We start from the raw sequence: 20,240 nt of genomic DNA, 5'->3' as shown, positions 1-20,240 counted from the left end.
ACTCCTAAGCCTTAACCGTGACGGGACGGACCCGCGCGTCCAGCAGCGCGTACCCCATGTCGATGAGGATGTTCAGGGCAAAGATCGCGACGGCGGTGAGCAGGACGGCTGCCTGCAGGACGGCGAAGTCCCGCTGCAGGATCGAGTCGATCATGAGCTTTCCGATCCCTGGCCAGCCGAAGATGGTTTCCACCACCACGGCGCCGTTGACGAGGCCCACGGTCAGGTCGCCGGCCACTGTCAGCGCAGGGGCGGCCGCATTGCGGAGCGCGTGGTGGGTGACCACCCGGAGTTCGCCTGCTCCGCGGCTGCGGGCCAGTTTGATGTAGGGCTCCGAGAGGGCGGAGACCATGGAGCCGCGGACGATCTGGACCAGCACGCCGAACGGCCGCAGGAGCAACGTGGCGATCGGCAGCACCCAGGCGCCGGCTCCTGACACACCTGATGTCGGGAGCCAGCCCAGGGTAATGGCGAAGACCCAGATGCCCACGATTGCCAGCCAGAAATCCGGGATCGAAGCGGCAGCCATCGAGACGAAACTTGAGATGCGGTCCGCAATGCCGTTCGGCTTCAGCGCAGCCCAGCAACCGACCACCAGGGCCAGCAGCACGGCCAGCACCATGGTGGTGGCGGCCAGCTGCAGGGTGGCCGGGAAGGCACGCAGCGCCATGGCCGCGGCATCCTGCCCCGTGCGCAGCGACTGCCCGAAATCGAGCCGGAGCACTCCGCCGAAATAGTCGGCCATCTGCACCAGCAGCGGCTGGTCCAGTCCGTTCCGCGCGGTGAAGTCGTCGCGCATCTGTTGGGTGGCATTCAGCGGCAGGTACAGGCTGGCGGGGTTTCCCGTCATCCTGGCCAGGGCGAACACCCCAACGATCACCACCACCAGCGGCAAAGCGCTGGAGACAATCCGCTTTCTCAAGTAGATCAGCATGGCTGTCCTTCTTTCCCGGAGGTCCGCGCTAGTTTGCCGGGGTCATTTCCGAAACACGCAGCTCGTCGCCACTGGACGAATTGGGCGTGTAATTCACGGACTTGGCCTTGCCGATGATGCCGGTCTGGTGCGAGATGTGGGCAAACTGGACAACCTTGTCGTTCTGGTAGGCGAAGATCTCCTCGAAGTCCTTCTTCCGCTCTTCGCCGGAGGCCGCGTCCGCCTTCTTGATCATGGCGTCGAACTCAGGCGTGCCGAAGTAGCTCTGCGCTCCGGTGGACAGCATGTACTGGTCAACCGTGAAGGCCGCATCACCGGCCTGGTTGCCGTGCTGGGTCATCAGGGCAACTGCGCCTTCGTCGTCCGCGAACGGGCGGACCTGGTACGTCAGGTGCTGGCTGGTTTCCAGCATCTTCAGCTTCACGTTCAGGCCGGCCTGGCTCAGCTGTTCCTGGAGGACCTGGGCCAGTTCAGTGATCTTGGGAAACTGTGCGCTGCGGACCACGAGTGAGATCTGCGCGGATGTATCAACGCCGGCGGCCTTTGCCTCGGCTACGAGGGACTTCGCCTTGTCCAGGTCGAACGGCCAGCCCTTCAGTTCCGCGTTGTGCCCCACGATGCCTTCGGGAACCAGCTGGGCGGCCACCTGGTGCTTGCCCTGGTAGAGCGAGTTGACGATTCCCTCTTTGTCGAGCGCGTAATTGATTGCCTGGCGTACGCGGATGTCATTGAGCGGGGCCTCGTTCGCGTCGAGCCGCAGGGCCACCGTCTCGTTGTTGGGGTAGTCGACGCCAAGGCCTCCGATGTTGTCGTCCGGGCTCAGCCCCATGGCAACGTCAGCTTCGCCGCTGGTGATCATGGCAGCGCGCACCGAGCTCTCGGAACGCCACTGGTACTCGGCCTTGGCGTAGGCGGGCTTGTCGCCCCAGTAACCGTCCCAGCTGGACAGCGTGATCTTCTGGCCGGCGTCCCACTTCTCAATCTTGTACGGACCCGTGCCGATCGGCTCACGGACCTTCTCCGTGGCACTCGTGGACGTCGGAACCACCTCGAGGAATGACAGGCGCAGCGGCAGGATGGGATCGGGTTCGGGGGTGGTGACGGTCAGGGTGGTGGCATCCACGGCCTTTACGGCGAGGTCCGCGTCGCCGAAGACGTAGCCCTCCACGTTGCAGCCGAGCTTGGAGTTGACCGCTCTTTCGATGGTGAAGGCGGCGGCTTCGGCATTGAACGGCGTGCCGTCCTGGAAGGTCACGCCTTCGCGCAGCTTGAGGGTCCACTCGGTATCCGTGGTGGCTTTCCATTCGGTGGCGAGCTTGGGCTCGAGTTCCCCGCTCTGCGGGTTGCGTTCAATCAGCGGCTCGGTGACGTTCGAACGGACCACAACACCGGTGGAGGTCAGGTTCGACTCACAGGCTTCCAGGGTGGGCGGTTCCTGGCCGAGCACCACGCGCACCGTATTCGAGGAGGCGGCGCCGGCGTCGGAATTGGCCACTGAGCAGCCGCTAAGACCAAGCATCGCGACGGATGCCAGGGCCGGCCATTTGAGCAAGGCGGGAAATGGGGGTTTTGAAGAAGACGTCATTGGATTCCTCCGAATTGGGTGTTTGCGGCAGGGGGGTCCTCTTGCACCAGTGGAACCGGGCAACAAGATCAGGTGTTTCGGGCCGCGCTGGACTCAAGCTAGTTGAGGTCCAAAGGCTCCACAAGGTTTTTGCCGGCTGCCCGGTAGGCCCGGCGGGGACCCCTCGTGGCGCCGGCCGCCTGTGACAGGCACCACTTATCCCCGAAATCCGCGCAGTTCCGCTGGAGTAGCACCACCGATTCACTTCGGGCATCGATCCATGCCATTTACATGTTGGACGCGTATGGATCGGAAACCTAGGGTGCAGATATGAAGAACATCGCTGTCCTGCAGGTAGGGCCACTCATGCCAACCGTCCAACAATCCATCCGGAGCGAGTACGGCGCCGTGCGGCTCCCCGACTCCACCCCGGAGCGGGAAGAATTCCTGCAGCACCACGGCGGGTCCTTCGAGGTTGCCGTAACCTCCGGAAAGTTCGGCGTCGGCCCGGACCTGATGCGCGCCCTGCCCAACCTTCGCGCGGTCATCAACTTCGGCGTCGGCTATGACACTACGGACGTTGCCCAGGCCGCCCAGCGCGGCATCACCGTCAGCAACACCCCCGATGTCCTCAACGACTGCGTGGCGGACACTGCCATCGCCCTATACCTGGACGTCCTGCGCCGGGTGAGCGCCGCGGACCGCTTCGTCCGCCGCGGTGACTGGCTCAGCGAAGGCAACTTCCCCCTGGCCACCAAAGCCAGCGGCAAGAGGGTGGGCATCCTCGGTCTTGGCCGGATCGGGCGGGTCATCGCCCGGAGGCTGGAAGGCTTCGACTGCGATATCAGTTACCACAGCCGGAATCCCGTGGACGGGGTCAGCTATGAGTACAAGGCCTCACCGCGCGAACTCGCTGCCGGTTGCGACGTGCTGATTGTCGCCGCCGCCGGCGGGCCCGGTTCGGCCAAACTCGTGGACGCCGACGTCATCAATGCGATCGGGCCCAGTGGCTACCTGATCAACATCGCCCGCGGATCCGTGGTGGATGAGGAGGCCCTCGTAGCTGCCCTGCTGGCCGGACGGCTGGCCGGGGCGGGGCTGGATGTTTTTGCGGAGGAACCGAAGGTCCCGGAAGACCTCCTCGCCCTGGACAACGTGGTGCTCCTGCCGCACCTCGGGAGCGGAACCCTCGAAACGAGGGCGGCCATGGCAGAACTTACCCTCGCCAATCTGCGGCAGTTCGTGGCCACCGGTTCGGTCCTGACGGCGGTGCAGGCATGAGCGTGGCAGTGGGCTACGTCGCCAGCCAGGAGGGCCGTGCCGCGCTCAGCGCCGCCATCGGGGAGGCGGCACTGCGAAAGACCGCCCTGCAGATCATGGGCCCCGCCGCGGGCGAAGCGTCCGCCGAGGCGGAGTCGGACATCCGCCACGCCATCGCCACGGCAGCGGCCGCGGGAGTCCAGGCCTCCCTCCGCCCCCACGAAGGCACTGACACGGCGGACTTCATGATCGATGCCTCCTATGAGGAGGATGTTGAGCTTATAGTGATCGGCGTTCGGCGGCGCTCCCCGGTGGGGAAGCTGTTCCTGGGCAGCACTGCCCAGCGCGTCATCCTCGAAGCCGGTTGCCCGGTCACTGCGGTTAAACCAGACGTCGGCCCGCGCACCTGAACCAGGGCTCCCGCGGTGCCCTATAGGTATCAGGCAATGCACAAGATGTGTTGGACGGGCATTACTGCCGTTGAATAAAGTCGAGGGGAAGCTGTGGCGGGGACCACAAGGGCCGGGCACCCGTCCCCCGCAGCGTGAGCTTTATTCATCTTTACAGAGGATTTTCCCCATGCAGTCTGTAGACATCGCTGTCACGGATCTGGCGTCTGCCACCAAGAAGTTCTTCCGGCGCGTCCTGCCCATCATGCTGGTCATGCTCGTCTGCAACCAGCTGAACCGATCAAACATCGGCTACGCCCACGAGCACCTGGAGGCGGATGTCGGAATCGGCGCCGCCGCCTACGGCTTCGGTGCAGGTTTGTTCTTCATTGCCTACGCAATCTTTGAACTGCCCAGCAACGTGATGATGGAGAAGTTCGGCGCGAGGGTCTGGCTCACCCGGATCATGATCAGCTGGGGCATCGTTTCCTTCCTGATGGCCTTCGTGCAGAACGAAATGATGTTCTACGTGCTGCGGTTCCTGCTCGGCGCCGCTGAGGCCGGGTTCTTCCCCGCCGTGATCTTCTATTTCGCCCGGTGGGTTCCGGCCGGCCAGCGGGGCAAGGCCACCGCCATCTTCATTGCCGGTTCCTCGGTTGCCGCTGCCCTCTCCGGACCCATCGCGGGAATGCTGCTCAGCCTCCAGGGCGCCCTCGGTTTCCGCGGCTGGCAGTGGCTCTTTGGCTTCGAAGGCCTGCTCTCCGTCGCCGTCGGCATCACGGTGTACTTCCTCCTGGACGCCAGGATCGAGGACGCCAAATGGCTGACCGGCACCACGGACCTGAGCGTCGGGTTCCTGTCCGCCATTCCGTGGGTCTGTGCCGTCTTCGCGATGTACTTTGCGGCCAAATGGCAGGACCGGGCCAAGCCCAAGCGTCCGCTGCTGGTGGTGGCCCTGCTCGTCGCGGCTGTGGGAACGTTCGCGGCGGCCGTTGCCTCCCCGGTCCTGGCCCTCGTTTTCCTCGCCGTCGCCGCCATGGGCTTCAAGAGTGCGTCGCCGCTGTTCTGGACCATCCCGCAGTCAGGCCTGCATCCGCTGGTGCTCGCGCCGGCCATCGCGATCATCAACTCGCTCGGCAACCTGGGCGGCCTCGTTGCACCGTTCGGCTTCGGCCTCATCAAGGAACAGACCGGAAGCGTTGTCCCCGGCCTGTTCGCACTGGCGGCGGCTTCCACGCTCGCCGCCGGCCTGGTGTACTTCCTCAAGGAACGGACGACGACGTCGGCCCCTCCTGCTGCTGAGGCCCCCGAAGGTGCCGCCTCAGCAGAAACCCGGCAGCCGGCCGCAGCCCGCTAGGCACGGGCACTGCGAATATATCCTCTTAAAGCAGAAGAACCCCGGTCCTAAGACCGGGGTTCTTCCATTTGCGTGCGCGAGGGGGGATTTGAACCCCCACGCCCTTTCGGACACTGGCACCTGAAGCCAGCGCGTCTGCCGTTCCGCCACTCGCGCGCAACTTCTTTCACCCGGCAGGAAGCCCGATTTCCGGACTCCCAGCCCTGTAAAAGCAGCGAGATCAAGCATAACGGACAACCACGGCAAAACACCAATCGGGTCCTGCGGCTGTCCATCCGGGCAGAAATGCGCCCCGGGACGGGGCATTCGGATGATGCCGTCCGAACCGCGCCAGCGCAGGCCGGGATGAACTATTCTGCCCGCCCCGGCGTTGTGCATTAAGGTCATTCACAGCCCTGCCCAGTAGTATCAGATGTAGGAGTGCCCGTCCCCGGCGCACTCCCGGCAATGTTGTGAACTGAGTTCCGAAACGTGTGCTGCCCCGCAGCCGTCAGGAGAGGAGAGGTGCCATGGGAATGCTGGACAAAGTCGAGCGCGGCATCGAAAAGGCCGTCCGCGGTGTCTTCTCCACCGGTTCGCGCGCCCAGGTTGAGCCTGTGGAAATCGCCAGCCGTCTTCGCCGGGAAGTGGACCACAAGGCCATCACCATCGCCGCCGGACGCACACTTGCCCCCAATGTTTTTGACGTCCGCCTCAGCGCCGACGACTTCAAGCGGGCACAGGAATGGGGCACGCCCCTGGCGGAAGAACTTTGCGACGTGGTCATCAACCACGTCCGGAGCCAGGGCTACACGCTCCGCGGTTCGGTCCGCATTTCCTTCCGCCGCGACGAAGAAATCCGCGCGGGCGATTTCGAGATTGATTCAAAGACTGAGAACGCCTCCGGTTCCGCTGCGGCTCCGCCCGTGCCACGGAACAACGTCCCGGCTGCTCCGCGCCGGCAGCCGGTACGGCTCCAGCCGGTCCTGGACATTGACGGACAGCGATACTCGCTGAATGCCGCGTCCATCGTCCTGGGCCGGTCATCGGAGGCCGACATCCTGGTGGACGACACCGGGGTTTCCCGCCGCCACCTTGAAATCCGCACCACCAACGGCACTACAGAGGCCGTCGACCTGGGATCCACCAACGGCAGCTACGTCAACGGACACAAGGTCGTAGGCAGCGTAGACCTTACTGACGGCTCCACCATCACGATGGGACGGACCAAAATCATCTTCCGCCTTTTGCCCGCCAACTCCGGTGGCCGCCAGTGAGCGAACTGACCATTACGGCCCTGCGCTTCGGATTCCTCCTGTTGCTGTGGGTCCTTATCTTCAGCATCGTGTCCGCCATGCGCCGGGACCTGATGATCGGCCGGAAGGCCGCCATGGGTGCCCCGACTGCCCGCCAGGTACGCAAACACCCCGAACTGGCGGAAGCCGCTCCGCCGCCCGCGAAACAGCAGGCCCGGCAGCTGGTTGTTACAGAGGGTCCGCTTAAAGGCCACACCATCCCGCTCGCAGAGAGTCCCATCCTGTTGGGCCGCGCGCAGGAAGCCACGCTGGTCCTCGAGGATGACTACGCCTCAGGCCGGCACGCCCGGCTGTTCCCGCAGGGCAGCCGCTGGTTCATCGAGGATCTTGGCTCGACCAACGGCACGTATCTCAACAATCAGCAGCTCACCCGCGCCCTCCCGGTGGAGCTCGGTGTCCCCGTGAGAATCGGCAAGACGGTCATCGAATTGAGGCCATAGCCGTGGCCGTCCCGGAGATTCCCGCCGAAAAGGGCCAAACCCCGATGCGGCCGCTCATCATGCGCTATGCCGCCCGCTCGGATGTGGGACGCATCCGCGCCAAAAATGATGACTCCGCCTACGTCGGCCGGCACCTGGCCGTTGTGGCCGACGGCATGGGTGGCCACGCCGGGGGTGACGTGGCCTCCGCGGCGACTGTCCTGGACATGCTCCACCTGGACCACGGGAATTACGACGGCGACGCGGGAACCGTGCTGGCGGACGAAATCCAGACCGCCAATTCCCTCCTGTCCGAACTGGTCCACATCAACCCCAAGCTTGCCGGGATGGGCACCACTGTCACGGCCCTGCTCCTGGCCGAAGGCAAACTGCACTTCGCCCATATCGGCGACTCCCGGGCCTACCGGCTGCGCAACGGCGAATTCAAGCAGATCAGCGTCGACCACACGTTCGTCCAAAGGCTCATCGACGAGGGCCGGCTGCGCCCGGAAGAAGCGGAAACACATCCGCACAAGAACGTTCTGATGCGGGTACTGGGCGACGTCGATGCCAGCCCAGAGCTCGATCTGGCCACCCTTGACGTCGAACCCGGTGAACGGTGGCTCCTGTGCTCCGACGGCCTGAACTACGTTGCGGGCCACGTGGTGGAACGCACGGTCCGCGAGACCAAGGACCTGCGTGAATGCGTCGAAACGCTCGTGGACCTGACCCTTGAAGCCGGCGCCCCGGACAACGTCACCGTGGTCATGCTGGAAATCGTGGAGCAGACTCCCGACGACGTCCGCACGGCCGCCGTCGAAATCGTCCAGCCGCAGGCCGGCAGCGCAATGGCTGCCGGCGCGGCAGCCCTGGCGGCCACCCCGGCGCCCGCCACCAAAATTCCTGACGAAGAGGCACAGCTGCAGGAAACGACCGACGGAACCCGCGGAACTGGCGGGGCAAATCCCCCGGAAGCCGCCCCCGGGACTGCCGATGGCTCCGAACCGAAGCCTGCCGGAGACGTTGCCGACGGCGACGGCGGCACCGGGAGCACTGACGGCGGAAGCGCCGGCAATACCGTCCCCGGGCCGACACCAAAACCGGCTGAACCCTCCACCACCACGGACCCGCACCTGGGCGAGCACCTTTCGGCTGCCGTTCTCCGCGAGGAACTTTCAACGCGTCCACATGAGCTCGTTGGCGCGGCCGCCACGGCCGCTGAAGCCGGTTCCATCCCTACGATCGCCGGCCGGACCGTCGCGCGCCGCGCCGCGACCGTGCTCACGCACAAGGCGGATCAGGACCGTGAGGAAACCGACGAATACAAGCCTGCCGCGAAGCCGCGCCGCTGGGTCACCATCGCCACGGCCGCGGCCCTGCTCGTGATCCTGAGCGTCGGACTATGGCTCGGCTATGCCTGGACGCAGACGCGCTACTACATCGGCGAATACGACCAGCGGGTTGCCATCTACAACGGCGTTTCACAGCGCCTGGGACCCATTCAACTGTCGACCCTGGAGACAGTGACGGAAATCAAGATGTCGGATCTCCCGGAATTTTCGCAGCAGAGGGTCCGCCAGACGGTACCGGCGCGCGACCTCTATGACGCACAGCGGATCGTCAAGAACCTGGACCTGACCGGGACCACGTCGCCGGCGGACGATTGCCCCACTCCGTCGGCCTCCGGAGCAGGGCCCTCGCCGAGCGGTACAGCACCGCCCGGCACGCCCACACCGACCGCCACCAACGCTTGTGAGGAGGCCAAATGACACAGCTCGAGGCCGCCACCCCCAAGCCGCGCAGGAACACCGAGCTTGCCCTGCTGGTTCTTGCCCTTGCCGTCGGCATCGGCGCCAACGCCCTCGTAGGGGTTGACCAGGAAAAAGCGTTTGACACGGATTTCTGGTTCCAGTCCAGCATGCTGGCCGCTGCCGCCCTCGCTTTCCACGTGGTGCTCCGCATCCGCGCAAAATATGCCGATCCGGTTATTCTTCCACTCGTGGTCGCCCTGAACGGCCTGGGCCTTGCCATGATCCACCGCCTCGACCGGGTGGGTGAGGACACCGGCAACAACCAGCTCCGCTGGACGCTGGTCGCCATGGGCGTCGCTATCGCCGTTATCTGGTTCCTCAAGGACCACCGGATCCTACGCCGTTTCACCTACATCTCATTGGCAGTGAGTGCGCTGCTGCTGATTCTGCCGCTGGTGCCCGGCGTCTCCGCGGGCGAAATCCTTGGAGCCAGCGTCTGGATCAAGATCGGCCCGATGACGTTCCAGCCGGGTGAAGTCGCCAAGATCACCCTGGCTATATTCTTCGCCGGTTATCTTTCGTCCAACCGCGATCTCATCCTGCTCGCGGGCCGCAAGATCGGGCCGCTCCAGTTCCCGCGCTTCAAGGACATGGGCCCCATGATCACGGCCTGGCTGGTGAGCATCGGCGTGCTGATCTTCCAGCGGGACCTCGGCTCCTCAGTGCTGTTCTTCGGCCTGTTTATCGTGATGATCTACGTGGCCACGAGCCGGATCAGCTGGGTGATCATCGGTGTGGGCCTGCTGCTGGGCGGCGGCTTTATCGCCTCCCGGGTCTTCTCCCACGTGGGTCTCCGCATCGACGGGTGGCTCAACGCCTTTACGGACGAAGTTTACGGCCGGCAGTTCGGCGGCAGCCTGCAGATCGTTGAGGGCCTGTTTGGCATGGCCAACGGCGGCCTGGTGGGCACGGGCCTCGGCCAGGGGCGGCCGAACCTGGTGCCGTTTGCCAACAGCGACATGATCATCGCTTCCTTCGGCGAGGAACTTGGCCTGATCGGCCTCTTCGCCATCGTGCTGATGTACCTGCTCCTGTTCACGCGCGGTTTCCGTGCAGCGCTGGGCACGCGGGATGCTTTCGGGAAGCTGCTGGCCTGCGGGCTGTCCTTCGCCATCGCCCTGCAGTGTTTCGTAGTGATCGGCGGCGTCACGCGGCTGATTCCACTGACCGGGCTCACCACTCCGTTCCTGGCAGCGGGCGGGTCCTCGCTGCTGGCCAACTGGATCATCGTTGGCCTGCTGCTGATGATCTCGCACACCGCACGCGGGCCGGTGGACACCACGCCAATGCCGCACGGCGCGGAGCCCGGCGAAAAGAAGCCCGCTCCATCGTCCCCGCCGCGACCGGCCCAACAACCCGGCCGGCAGCCTTCCTCCGCCCATCCCGACGCGCCAACTGAAGCGGTGAAACAACTGTGAACCATGCAATTCGGAATTCATGGATTGCCGCGGTAGCCATGTTCGCGCTGATCTTCGGCGCCCTCAGCTATGTCCAGGTGGTGGGCGCGGACGAACTGCAGGCCAACGCCTGGAACAAGCGCGCCATCCTGCAGAACTACTGCAACGACCGCGGTGCCATCATCGTCGGAGGAAAGCCCATCGCCCAGTCCGTTGCCGCCTCGGAAAGCTGTAAATTCCAGCGGACCTACACGGAGCCCGAACTGTATGCCGGCATCACGGGATACTTCTCCCGGAGCTTCGGTGTCACCGGACTGGAAAGCGCCCTCAATCAGCAACTGGCCGGCAGCTCGGACCAGCTCTTCCTGGACCGGGTGGGCCAGCTGTTCCTCGGCAACCAGCCCAAGGGTGCCTCGGTTGAACTCACGCTGGATCCTGAGATCCAGAAGCTCGCCTACGACCTGATTCCGGACGGCCAGCGCGGCTCCATTGTGGTGACGAACCCCAAAACGGGCGACATCCTGGCCATGGTGTCCAAGCCGTCCTACGATCCCAACCTGATCGCCACCCAGGACCCGGACGCCGAGGCAGCCAACTACAACGAGCTGAACAAGATCCCCGGAATCAACCTGAACCAGAACGTCAGCGGCCCCACCGGCGCGCTTCTGGCGCCTGGCTCGGTGTTCAAGCTCGTTGATACGGCTGCGGCGCTGAGCTCGGGCAAGTACAACAAGGACAGTGTCCTGCCCAACCCCGCCGAGATGAGCTTCCCCGGCATCCAGTACAAGCTGCCCAACTACGCTGGCGGCAACTGCTACACGCAGAACACTGCGGACTTCGCCTTTGCCCTCCAGCAGTCCTGCAACACTCCTTTCGCGGAGATTGCCAGGGACCTGGGCCAGCAAGCGATCGCCGACCAGGCCGCAAAGTTCGGCTTCGGCGAGGACCTCGGTGACCAGCTGAAGCTGGACTACGCCAAGAGGGCCTTCCCGGAGGAGGAACTCGACGCGGCCGGGCTCGCCCAGTCCGCCATCGGCCAGCGCGATGTCCGCGCCACACCACTGCAGATTGCGCTGATGACTTCAGCCATCGCCAACGGCGGCGTCCAGATGCGGCCCAACCTGATCAAGACCTTGCGGTCCCCGGACCTGCGGATCATCAGCGAACCGAAGCCGGAAGTCCTCCGGACGTCCACCAGCCCGGAGATCTCGCAGCAGATCACCGAGTGGATGACCAGCGTCGTCAGTCAGGGCATTGGCCGTGGCGCGGCCGTGCCGGGCGTCCAGGTGGCCGGTAAGACCGGCACCGCCGAGCTGGGAACAGACGGCTTGAACAATTCATGGTTTACCGGGTTCGCCCCGGCCAATGACCCGCAGGTGTCGGTGACCATCGTCATGCAGGGCGTGGACATCACTACCGGTGCACAGCTAACCAGTCCGAACGCGAAAAAGATTTTTGAGGCGGTGTTGAATAAGTGAGGCCTACATCAGGAATCACCCTCGGCGGGAGATTCCAGCTGACCACGCGTATTGCGATTGGCGGGATGGGAGAAGTCTGGAAAGCCAAGGACCTTATCCTTGGCAGGATAGTCGCCATCAAGGTGCTCAAAGAGGAGTACACCGGCGACCCCGGGTTCCTCCAGCGCTTCCGTGCCGAGGCGCGCCACACGGCGCTTCTGAACCACGTCGGCATCGCCAACGTCTTTGACTACGGGGAAGAAGAGGGATCGGCCTACCTGGTGATGGAGCTGGTCCCGGGCCATCCGCTGAGCAGCATCATTGAACACGAACAGGTGCTGTCCCCGGACCGTACGCTGTCCATGATCGCCCAGACTGCCCGCGCCCTGTCCGTGGCCCACTCTCAGGGATTGGTTCACCGCGACATCAAGCCGGGCAACCTGCTGATCACGCCGGACGGCCGCGTCAAGGTGACCGACTTCGGCATCGCCCGGCTGGCGGACCAGGTCCCGCTCACCCAGACCGGACAGGTCATGGGCACGGCCCAGTACCTCGCCCCGGAGCAGGCCACCGGCCAGACCGCCACGGGCGCCTCGGACATCTACTCACTGGGGGTCATCGGCTACGAGTGCCTCACGGGCCACCGTCCGTTCTCCGGTGAATCGCAGATCGCCATTGCGCTTGCCCAGGTGAATGATGCCCCGCCGCCGCTGCCGGAAACACTGCCGACGCCGGTACGGGCACTCCTGATGTCCATGCTGGCCAAGGATCCCAAGAACCGCCCGGCCAACGCCATCAAGCTGTCCGAGGCAGCGGAAGCCATCCGCAACGGCGACATCGCCGCTGCGCATGCCGCTGTACCCGGAATGCTGCTCTTCGAGGCGGCCACGGGTCCAATCACAGCACCGGTGGACATCCCCACCGCTGCGACCGGCGTCATCGAATCCAGTCCGGAAAAGGACAAATCGGCGACGACGACTTCCGCACTTCCCGTTGTCGGCGCCGCGGGCGCCGGTGCAACCGCAGGGCTTGCCGCCGGGGCTGCCGGGGCAACCGGTCCGCGCAGCACCCTGTCACGCGCCGACGCCCTAGCTGCCGAACGCAGCTGGGAGCAGGAAGAAGAGAAGGACCGGTACGACGAACCCGTGGATGAGCCCCAGCGCCAGGGCCGCAGCCCGTGGACGTGGCCGCTCATCGCACTGATCCTGCTGGTGCTCTTCGCACTCGTGGGTGTGATCCTCACGCAGGCCGGCATCCTGTTCCCGTCCGCTCCGGCAGAGTCCTCGTCGACGTCAAGCAGCGCCAAGCCCAGCAGCACGTCGCCGACGTCCAAATCGGCGAGCCCCACGCCCACCAGCGCGAGCCCGACGCCCACACCGACGCAAAGCACTCCGGAGACCATTAACCTGATCCCGGACGCCTACCTTGGCCGGCCGTACAACGAGGTCCGCAGCGCGCTGGTTGGCATGGGACTCCAGGTCGTTGGCGAGCAGGTCTTCAACGATGCGCCGTCAGGCACGGTCACCAATATCGAGCCGTCGGGTCCGGTAAACCCCGGGCAGGCCATCACTGTCACCTATTCGAAGGGCCCCGACCCGAGCCAGGAGTCGTCAGTGCCGGCAATTGGCGTCGGCAGCTCTGAAGCACAGACGCAGAGCGCCATCGAAGACGCCGGGCTGCGCTGGGTGAAGGGTGAAGACGTAGCAGGCAGCGCAGGCCAGCAGCCCGGCACGTTCGTCAGTTCGGAGCCGGGCGCCGGCAAGAAGGTACCCGCCGGTTCTGTCGTGACTTACCACCTGGCCCGGGAACTCGTGCCCACGCCCACTACCTCAACGTCGAACTAGGGCGCACCTTGCCGGACTCACCCCGTATCCCGTCGCACAGAGAGGACAGCCTCCCAGTGAATACCCAGCGCGTCCTCAACGGACGGTACGAACTCGGTGAGCTGATCGGCCGCGGCGGCATGGCCGACGTGCACCGCGGCGTTGATACCCGGCTGGGCCGGACAGTGGCCATCAAGCTCCTGCGGCCGGACCTCGCCCGGGACCCGCAGTTCCAGGCGCGGTTCAAGCGCGAGGCCCAGGCGGTGGCTGCGTTGAACCATCCCTCGATCGTTGCCATCTACGACACCGGGGACCACGCGGTTCCGGGAGGTCCGGAGGACACCGTCCGGGTGCCCTACATCGTGATGGAGTTCGTGTCCGGAAAGACCCTCAGGGATCTTATCCGCGCCAAGGAAGTCAGTATCGGCCATGCCATCGACTTCACTCTTGGTGTGCTCTCGGCCCTTGAGTACAGCCACCGGGCGGGTATCGTCCACCGGGATATCAAGCCGGCAAACGTGATGTTCTGCGAGGATTCGGACACCATCAAGGTGATGGACTTTGGCATTGCCCGTGCCATGGCCGATTCGTCCGCCACGATGACGCAGACCCAGGCGGTGGTGGGCACCGCGCAGTATCTTTCCCCTGAGCAGGCCCGCGGTGAAACGGTGGACGCCCGCAGCGACCTCTATTCCGCGGCTTGCCTGCTGTACGAAATGCTGACGGGGCGGCCTCCGTTCATTGGCGACAGTCCCGTTTCCGTGGCCTACCAGCACGTCCGCGAGATCCCGGAACCGGCCAGCAGCCTCAACCAAGACGTGTCAGAGGCCTTGGACAGCGTCCTGGCCAAGGCCCTGCAAAAGAACCGTGCGGACCGTTTCCAGGATGCGGCGGCGTTCCAGCGGGCCCTCCGGGCGGCGCGCAATGGCATTCCCGTGCCGGACGTGGCGGCAGCCGAGGCCTCGACGGAACCCCACAACACGGTCCCAGCCGCGGAACGGACGGCCCAGGCGGCCCCGTACTCGGTCACGGGTGCAAGCTTCCTTGACGATTCGCCGAGCGGAAGGCTCCGGCCGGTCCACGACACGCTCGGCGATGACCGGCCAATTCCGGCCCAGGTATACGAACCCTCGGAGGCAAGCGAGCTTCCCCTCGGGCTTCCGCCGGAACGTGACCGCACGCCGCGGCAGAAGTCCCGCCGTCGGACCTGGATTGCCACCCTGGTGATATTCACCTTGCTGGTCCTCGCCGGGGGTGGCCTCTGGCTCTACAACATGATGAACCAGCCGCCCCCTCCGGTGGCCAAGATCCAGGTGCCCTCGGTATCTGCGCTCACCGAATCCGAGGCGTTGCAGCGCCTGTACAACGCCAGGCTCAGTCCGCAGATCAACCGGCTCCAGCACGACACTGTCACCAAGGGCACAGCCATCGGTACGGTGCCCGCGGCAGGAACGTCCATGGAACCCGACTCCAAGGTGACCCTGAACATCTCCGACGGTCCGAGCGCCGTCAAGATCCCGAATGACCTGCCGGGGCGGACGGAAGCCGCTGCCCGGGATGTTTTGCGGCAGATCGGCCTAGCCGGCGCGCCCGGCACCACCATGGCGAACAGCGCCACGGTGCCCGCGGGGCTCGTGATCACCACCAAGCCCGCTCCGGGCGACACCGTCGCCATTGGAACCACCGTGGAAATTGTGGTGTCCACCGGCAAGGTGGCCATGCCCGAGCTCCGCGGCCTGCCGCAGGCGGAGGCGGAGGCCGCACTCAAGAACCTCGGCCTTAGCATCGCAGTGAGGGAAGTCGAAAACTCGGAAGTTGAAGCGGGCAAGGTGACCGAGCAGAGCGACCCGGTCAACGCGCTGGTTGAACAGGGAAAGACCATTAGCGTGATTGTTGCCAAGGCGCCTCCGCCCAGCCCCAGTCCGACGCCGACCCCCACACCCACACCGACCGACCGGGACCGGGGCTAGACCAATTAGTGCTGGATGAGCGGGCTCAGTTTGGCAGCCCTTTCGGCTGCGCCCTCCATGCCCAGGGATTCCAGCCAGTTGCCCAGCATCTGGTAGCCGCCCTCAGTGAGGACCGATTCCGGGTGGAACTGCACGCCGCAAAGCGGTGCTGTCCGGTGCCTGAGGCCCATGATCACTCCGTTGGCCGTCTGGGCGGTGATCTCCAGGACGTCGGGGATGGTCTCGCGGACGGCTGCCAGGGAGTGGTACCGGGTGGCCGTGACAGGGGAGGGGAGACCGGCGAAGACGCTGGTTCCTTCGTGCTCCACCAGTGACGTTTTGCCGTGCATCAGCTCGGGGGCGTGCGTCACGGTGGCACCGTATGCTTCTGCCAGCGCCTGGTGTCCCAGGCACACACCGAACATCGGCTTGTCATGGCTGCCGCACCATTTGATCAGGTCAATGCAGACGCCGGCTTCTGCCGGGGTGCCGGGCCCGGGCGAGATGAGGACACCGTCACGCGCGTCCACCATCTCGATCGCCTCGGCGAGGGTGACGTCGTCGTTACGCACCACCGTTGTCTCGGCGCCGAGCTCCTGGAGGTATCCCACCAGGGTGTAAACAAAGCTGTCGTAGTTGTCTACGACCAGGATCTTGGTGGTGCTCATTGTCGAGTTACTAAACCAATCGTTGAGTCGGTGAACTGGGTGAACTGTGACATCCAGGGAAAGAGGAACTGAACCATCAATACCAGCACGCCGGCAAGCAGCACCAGCGATGTGACGATCCTGAGCCACAGCGGCCCCGGCAAGTGGCGGAATATCCATCCGTACATAACGTCAGCCCTTCCCGAGCGCCTTGGCCACCTGGGCCGCTATTTCCGCCGGCGGACCCGCGGATGCCGGCTGCCAGTGGTCCAGCAGGGAATACGCAATGATGCGTTCCTGCGAGCCGAACCGCGGGTTGCAGCTGGTCATGGTGAGGTAGGCTTCCGTGGGCCGGGCTGCGGGCTGGGTGGGTACCGGCAGCAGCACGTCCGTAGCTGACGGAAGCACAATCTGGTTGTTCCGGAAGACGTAGACATAAAATCCGTCCTTGGTCTGGACGTAGATCTTGTCGCCCGGGACCAGGGTGTGGATGTTGTCCAGGACGGCCCCGTGCGTCTGGCGGTGACCTGCCACCGCGAAGTTACCTGTCGCCCCGGGCATCGCCGTATCGCTGTAGTGACCCAGGCCGAGCGTATCCAGTACATCCGTGGAGGTTCCCTGCACGATGGGCCGTGTGTAGTCCGCACCAAACCGGGGAATGTACATGATGCCGATGGTTCCGCCATGTCCGGGCGCCTCAGCTACCTTCGGCGGGCCGTAGTCGGTAGGCGCTGAAGGTGTCCCGACGGCCGGGTCTGAAGCCACAGGGCCCTCGGAACCGCCCAGTTCCTGGGCGAAATTCCTGATGGTTTCAGTCTGCTTGGCATCGGACTCCACGTTGGTCCACCACAGCTGCCATGCAACGAACAGGAGCAGGACGACTCCCACCGTGATGAGCAGCTCACCAGCGATCTGGACGAGCTTCCGGAGAACTCCGCCGCCGCGTGCCGGCACGGCGGAGGTCGTCCCCTTCTCCAGCAACACCACGTGATCTCCTCAATTGGCAGCGCGGGCGGGCGCCGGTGTGTTCTGAACTACAGCTAGAATTGGCTGCTAGTAAGAATTCAGACCTGACCAAAGGCGCCAACACCGCCGGCATCTTCCTTCTTGCAGGATACCAAGCCGGAGGCTCCGCCCTTGATTCAGCCCGACCAGGAGGACCCGTGCCCGAGTCAAAGCCACGAAAGAAAACCGCCGCCGCGGAAAAGCCGGCTTCTGCATCGCAGGCATACAAGCCCAACGCGGTGTGGTTCAAGCCCGTCATGTTCGGCCTGATGATCATCGGGTTGCTGTGGATCATCACGTTCTACATCAGTGAAGGCGCCCTTCCCGTCCAGGCATGGGAATCCTGGAATATCGTGGCCGGGTTCGGCATTGCCATCGCCGGGTTCCTGATGACCACCCGCTGGCGTTCGTAGCCGAATCCGCCACGGGGCTGTCAGCCCCTTCCGCGACACCCCGCCTCACGCAAAAAGTCGGACCGGCACGTTATGCCGGTCCGACTTTTTTGTGCCCCGGCTACAAACCGGGGTTGACCACATGGATAGCGAGGTCTGAGCCGGCGTCGGACGTTACGGATATCTCTACCCCGTGCCCTGCGACCTTCACGCTTCCAGAGGGGTTCTCCGCGCTGTAGTAGGCCAGCGGATCAATGTCCTTGAAGACTCCGATCGGCGCGCTGCTCACCGCACAGGCGTCCAGCGACTCGATGGCCGGATTGCGTTTAGTGCCTGTCTGCACTTCCTTCGCGATGCACAGCGGGTCCGTTGCTTCCAGCCCGAAGGTCGCGTCGAACGGCTGCCGGCTGTTGCCGGGCATCGTGCCGTCGGACCACTTCAGCGGTGCGGGCCGGGCATCGACCGGCAGCGCCGAGCCTGCACCCGGATGGGCGGAAACATTGTTGTCAGCATAGGAATCGTCGATGTACCAGACCAGCATGCCGTTCTGGTATTTGAAGAAATCGACCCAGTTCGGGGAAGTGATGCCCTTCGTGAAGGCGTACGGTCCCTCCGCGAGTGTGGCGTCAAAGCCCACATACTCGCGGTTTTCCACGAGGTAGTACTGCTCAGTTGTACGGGTGACCGAACCGGTGCTCAGCTGCCACTGCCCGTCGGCAAGCCACTGTCCCTGGCCGGACTCGGCGTCGTCGCTGAGGATGACGGCTTTTCCGGCCGAAATCTTCACGTCGTCAATGAAGGCACCCGCTTTGTGGACGCCGCCGTCGGTCTGGTACCTGAAGCGGAAGAGAGAAGCCGCGCCAGCGGCGTCGTAGGAGTAGCGAACCTGCCCCCATCCGGCTGCTCCGCTGAGCGCACGCCCGGCGGACTGCCAGGTCTTGCCGGCGTCCGTGGAGTATTCACCGTAGAGGAAGTCGTAGTCCGCCTCGATGTCGTACCAGGCGTTCGCCGTTACGGTCACCCGCGACTGCGCCGGAACAGCGTGGGTCAGAGACTCGTTGAGGTTGTCCTCGCTGCCCGTCCACCACGCCTTGGTTCCGGAAGCGGGGGCGGTGTAGTCCGTGGTGGCTGTCTTGTCCGGAAGGCTAACCCGGACGGCCTGGTCCTTGCCCTCGGCCTGAAGCTGGGCCGGATTAAGGACGAAGTCCCCGGTGGAGCCTGCCTGCACGGTGCTGTGGTCCAGCCAGCCGAGGAAGAGCTTCTCTTCCGGCCCCATCAGGCCCGGGGTAGTGCCGATCCCTTCTTCGGCCGCTGAACCGTGGCCCAGCCAGGACCCCGAGCTCATCAGTGTCCAGAACGCGGTGCTGTTGGTCGCGGCGCCCGAGGTGTCATAGAAATCCGGCAGTCCAAGGTCATGGCCAAATTCGTGTGCAAACACACCGACGCCACCATTTTCGGGTTCCGTGGTGTAGTCGCCCAGCCAGTACTTGGAAGACCCGATCCGGGTGCCGCCGGAAAGATTCCCGTCGGGGCCGGCCGAGCCGAACTGGTTGCCGAAGGCGTACCAGCGGTGGGACCAGATGGCGTCCTCGCCCAGGGCACCGCCGCCGCCTTCCTCACCCTCGCCGGCATGCACTGCCTGGAAGTGGTCGATGTAGCCGTCGGATTCGTCGAAGTTGCCGTCGTTGTCGAAGTCATAGCGGTCCCACACGTCGAACTGCGCGAGGTACGTATCGATTTCTGCCGGTGTTTTGCCGGCCGCAACCTGGGAATTCCACCAGGCATTGCCGGAGTCACGGATAAAGGCCCATGAGCCCCCGGTGTCTTCGGTGGCGTTGTCGCCATAGAAGGATCCGTTGTTGGGCACCTTGACCCAGTCCGTCACAGTGTTGGTGACGGAATACTTGCCGTTTGAAACTGCTTCGTAGTAACCCTTCATCGATTCGCCGCTGCCGTTGAAAAGTTCTTCGTAGTGGGCCGGGCTGAAATCCGCGGTCCACAGCGTGGTGTTATCCACGGAGCGGTTCGGTGGGGCGATCGAATTGTGCAACGGACCCGGCGCAGTTCCGAGGCGACCTGAACCCTGGTCGCCAAACTCGGCAAGGATGGTGAAGATCTTGTCCTGCTTGCTGGTTTCGATCTCGGCGAACTTGTCCTCCGCCAACTGGACTACGCCGTCGTCACTGGCTTTCGCCTGTCCCCGGGCCACCTTTTCAATGGCCGCTTTGCGCTTGTCAACGAGTTCCTTCGTGCGCGGTCCGGGACGGTTGTCCTGCCGGATTGCCGCTGCGGGCCCGGTGGTCCCGTCGTCGCCAGGTGGTGCGGCTACGGCCGGGGCCTGGATGCTGAGCATCCCGAGAACGACCCCTGCAATGCCAGCCACGGCAATTTTGGTTTTCCTCACACGTACCTCCCAGTATTTTGTGATCAGAGCCACAGCATAATGTGAGAGTGCACCGTCGGCTACGAACTTCGCTATGGCGGAGGCATGTCAGCTGCTTGCCGCTGAATATGCTGGAGGCAGCAAACCCGCACCGGATA

General features: G+C 64.5%; 16 protein-coding genes and 1 tRNA gene. 11 read left to right on the top strand and 6 right to left on the bottom strand.

Annotation, left to right across the window (positions count from 1 at the left end):
- Window positions 1–4 precede the first annotated feature (4 nt).
- Together CXQ91_RS14630 and CXQ91_RS14625 are read right to left on the bottom strand one after the other, a co-directional pair.
- Window positions 5–934, bottom strand: a complete 930-nt coding sequence (locus tag CXQ91_RS14630) for an ABC transporter permease (RefSeq protein ID WP_028272355.1) — start codon at window positions 932–934, stop codon at window positions 5–7.
- A 28-nt stretch (window positions 935–962) separates the two neighbouring features.
- On the bottom strand, window positions 963–2,519 hold the full coding sequence (locus CXQ91_RS14625) for an ABC transporter substrate-binding protein (protein ID WP_104174637.1): 1,557 nt from the start codon (window positions 2,517–2,519) through the stop codon (window positions 963–965).
- 309 nt (window positions 2,520–2,828) lie between these two features.
- Here CXQ91_RS14625 and CXQ91_RS14620 point away from each other — a divergent pair, with 309 nt between their 5' ends.
- From CXQ91_RS14620 to CXQ91_RS14610, 3 genes are all read left to right on the top strand, one after another.
- The gene (locus CXQ91_RS14620; RefSeq protein ID WP_104174636.1) at window positions 2,829–3,779 is read left to right on the top strand and encodes a 2-hydroxyacid dehydrogenase; all 951 of its coding nucleotides are present in this window, start codon (window positions 2,829–2,831) and stop codon (window positions 3,777–3,779) included.
- Window positions 3,776–4,168, top strand: a complete 393-nt coding sequence (locus CXQ91_RS14615; protein ID WP_104174635.1) for a universal stress protein — start codon at window positions 3,776–3,778, stop codon at window positions 4,166–4,168. The genes CXQ91_RS14620 and CXQ91_RS14615 overlap by 4 nt, the downstream gene beginning before the upstream one ends.
- Window positions 4,169–4,337: 169 nt before the next feature.
- A complete protein-coding gene (locus tag CXQ91_RS14610) occupies window positions 4,338–5,504 on the top strand; it encodes an MFS transporter (protein ID WP_104174634.1) in 1,167 nt (388 codons plus the stop codon).
- 73 nt (window positions 5,505–5,577) lie between these two features.
- Here CXQ91_RS14610 and CXQ91_RS14605 read toward each other — a convergent pair.
- Window positions 5,578–5,660: transfer RNA gene (locus tag CXQ91_RS14605), tRNA-Leu, on the bottom strand.
- A 353-nt stretch (window positions 5,661–6,013) separates the two neighbouring features.
- Here CXQ91_RS14605 and CXQ91_RS14600 point away from each other — a divergent pair.
- From CXQ91_RS14600 to pknB, 7 genes are read left to right on the top strand one after another with little or no spacing between them, the layout of a single operon-like run.
- Window positions 6,014–6,760: a DUF3662 and FHA domain-containing protein gene (locus CXQ91_RS14600; protein WP_104174633.1), complete on the top strand. Its 747-nt coding sequence runs from the start codon at window positions 6,014–6,016 to the stop codon at window positions 6,758–6,760.
- On the top strand, window positions 6,757–7,239 hold the full coding sequence (locus tag CXQ91_RS14595; protein WP_104174632.1) for an FHA domain-containing protein: 483 nt from the start codon (window positions 6,757–6,759) through the stop codon (window positions 7,237–7,239). The genes CXQ91_RS14600 and CXQ91_RS14595 overlap by 4 nt, the downstream gene beginning before the upstream one ends.
- Window positions 7,240–7,241: 2 nt before the next feature.
- Window positions 7,242–8,987, top strand: coding sequence for a PP2C family protein-serine/threonine phosphatase (locus CXQ91_RS14590; protein WP_374953662.1), 1,746 nt, complete (start codon window positions 7,242–7,244; stop codon window positions 8,985–8,987).
- A complete protein-coding gene (locus tag CXQ91_RS14585; protein WP_104174631.1) occupies window positions 8,984–10,447 on the top strand; it encodes an FtsW/RodA/SpoVE family cell cycle protein in 1,464 nt (487 codons plus the stop codon). The genes CXQ91_RS14590 and CXQ91_RS14585 overlap by 4 nt, the downstream gene beginning before the upstream one ends.
- Complete coding sequence (locus tag CXQ91_RS14580) at window positions 10,444–11,904, top strand: penicillin-binding protein 2 (protein ID WP_104174630.1); 1,461 nt, start codon at window positions 10,444–10,446, stop codon at window positions 11,902–11,904. Before CXQ91_RS14585 ends, CXQ91_RS14580 begins: the two co-directional genes overlap by 4 nt.
- On the top strand, window positions 11,901–13,727 hold the full coding sequence (locus CXQ91_RS14575) for a protein kinase (protein WP_104174629.1): 1,827 nt from the start codon (window positions 11,901–11,903) through the stop codon (window positions 13,725–13,727). The genes CXQ91_RS14580 and CXQ91_RS14575 overlap by 4 nt, the downstream gene beginning before the upstream one ends.
- Before the next feature lie 56 nt (window positions 13,728–13,783).
- The gene (pknB, locus tag CXQ91_RS14570) at window positions 13,784–15,676 is read left to right on the top strand and encodes a Stk1 family PASTA domain-containing Ser/Thr kinase (protein ID WP_258073996.1); all 1,893 of its coding nucleotides are present in this window, start codon (window positions 13,784–13,786) and stop codon (window positions 15,674–15,676) included.
- Window positions 15,677–15,681: 5 nt separating this feature from the next.
- Here the strand turns inward: pknB and CXQ91_RS14565 are convergent, their stop codons facing one another.
- Together CXQ91_RS14565 and CXQ91_RS14560 are read right to left on the bottom strand one after the other, a co-directional pair.
- Window positions 15,682–16,323, bottom strand: a complete 642-nt coding sequence (locus CXQ91_RS14565; RefSeq protein WP_104174627.1) for an aminodeoxychorismate/anthranilate synthase component II — start codon at window positions 16,321–16,323, stop codon at window positions 15,682–15,684.
- Between the two features lie 171 nt (window positions 16,324–16,494).
- Complete coding sequence (locus CXQ91_RS14560; RefSeq protein ID WP_104174626.1) at window positions 16,495–17,289, bottom strand: class E sortase; 795 nt, start codon at window positions 17,287–17,289, stop codon at window positions 16,495–16,497.
- A gap of 176 nt (window positions 17,290–17,465) precedes the next feature.
- Between CXQ91_RS14560 and CXQ91_RS14555 the strand changes: the two genes are divergently transcribed.
- On the top strand, window positions 17,466–17,720 hold the full coding sequence (locus CXQ91_RS14555; RefSeq protein ID WP_104174625.1) for a cell division protein CrgA: 255 nt from the start codon (window positions 17,466–17,468) through the stop codon (window positions 17,718–17,720).
- 100 nt (window positions 17,721–17,820) lie between these two features.
- Here the strand turns inward: CXQ91_RS14555 and CXQ91_RS14550 are convergent, their stop codons facing one another.
- Window positions 17,821–20,103, bottom strand: coding sequence for an immune inhibitor A domain-containing protein (locus tag CXQ91_RS14550; RefSeq protein WP_104174624.1), 2,283 nt, complete (start codon window positions 20,101–20,103; stop codon window positions 17,821–17,823).
- Window positions 20,104–20,240: the final 137 nt, after the last annotated feature.

This window comes from Arthrobacter sp. Y81 (assembly GCF_002929335.1).
In the GTDB taxonomy this organism is placed as follows: Bacteria; Actinomycetota; Actinomycetes; order Actinomycetales; family Micrococcaceae; genus Arthrobacter.
Note: the sequence above shows the minus strand (reverse complement) of the source record. Positions and strands in the feature narration are given on the sequence as shown.

Excerpts from the sequence above, each read along its gene's own strand:
- CXQ91_RS14600 (WP_104174633.1), top strand. The coding sequence starts at position 6,014 with ATGGGAATGCTGGACAAAGTCGAGCGCGGCATCGAAAAGGCCGTCCGC.
- CXQ91_RS14630 (WP_028272355.1), bottom strand. The coding sequence starts at position 934 with ATGCTGATCTACTTGAGAAAGCGGATTGTCTCCAGCGCTTTGCCGCTG.
- CXQ91_RS14610 (WP_104174634.1), top strand. The coding sequence starts at position 4,338 with ATGCAGTCTGTAGACATCGCTGTCACGGATCTGGCGTCTGCCACCAAG.
- CXQ91_RS14625 (WP_104174637.1), bottom strand. The coding sequence starts at position 2,519 with ATGACGTCTTCTTCAAAACCCCCATTTCCCGCCTTGCTCAAATGGCCG.
- CXQ91_RS14565 (WP_104174627.1), bottom strand. The coding sequence starts at position 16,323 with ATGAGCACCACCAAGATCCTGGTCGTAGACAACTACGACAGCTTTGTT.
- CXQ91_RS14615 (WP_104174635.1), top strand. The coding sequence starts at position 3,776 with ATGAGCGTGGCAGTGGGCTACGTCGCCAGCCAGGAGGGCCGTGCCGCG.
- CXQ91_RS14585 (WP_104174631.1), top strand. The coding sequence starts at position 8,984 with ATGACACAGCTCGAGGCCGCCACCCCCAAGCCGCGCAGGAACACCGAG.
- CXQ91_RS14620 (WP_104174636.1), top strand. The coding sequence starts at position 2,829 with ATGAAGAACATCGCTGTCCTGCAGGTAGGGCCACTCATGCCAACCGTC.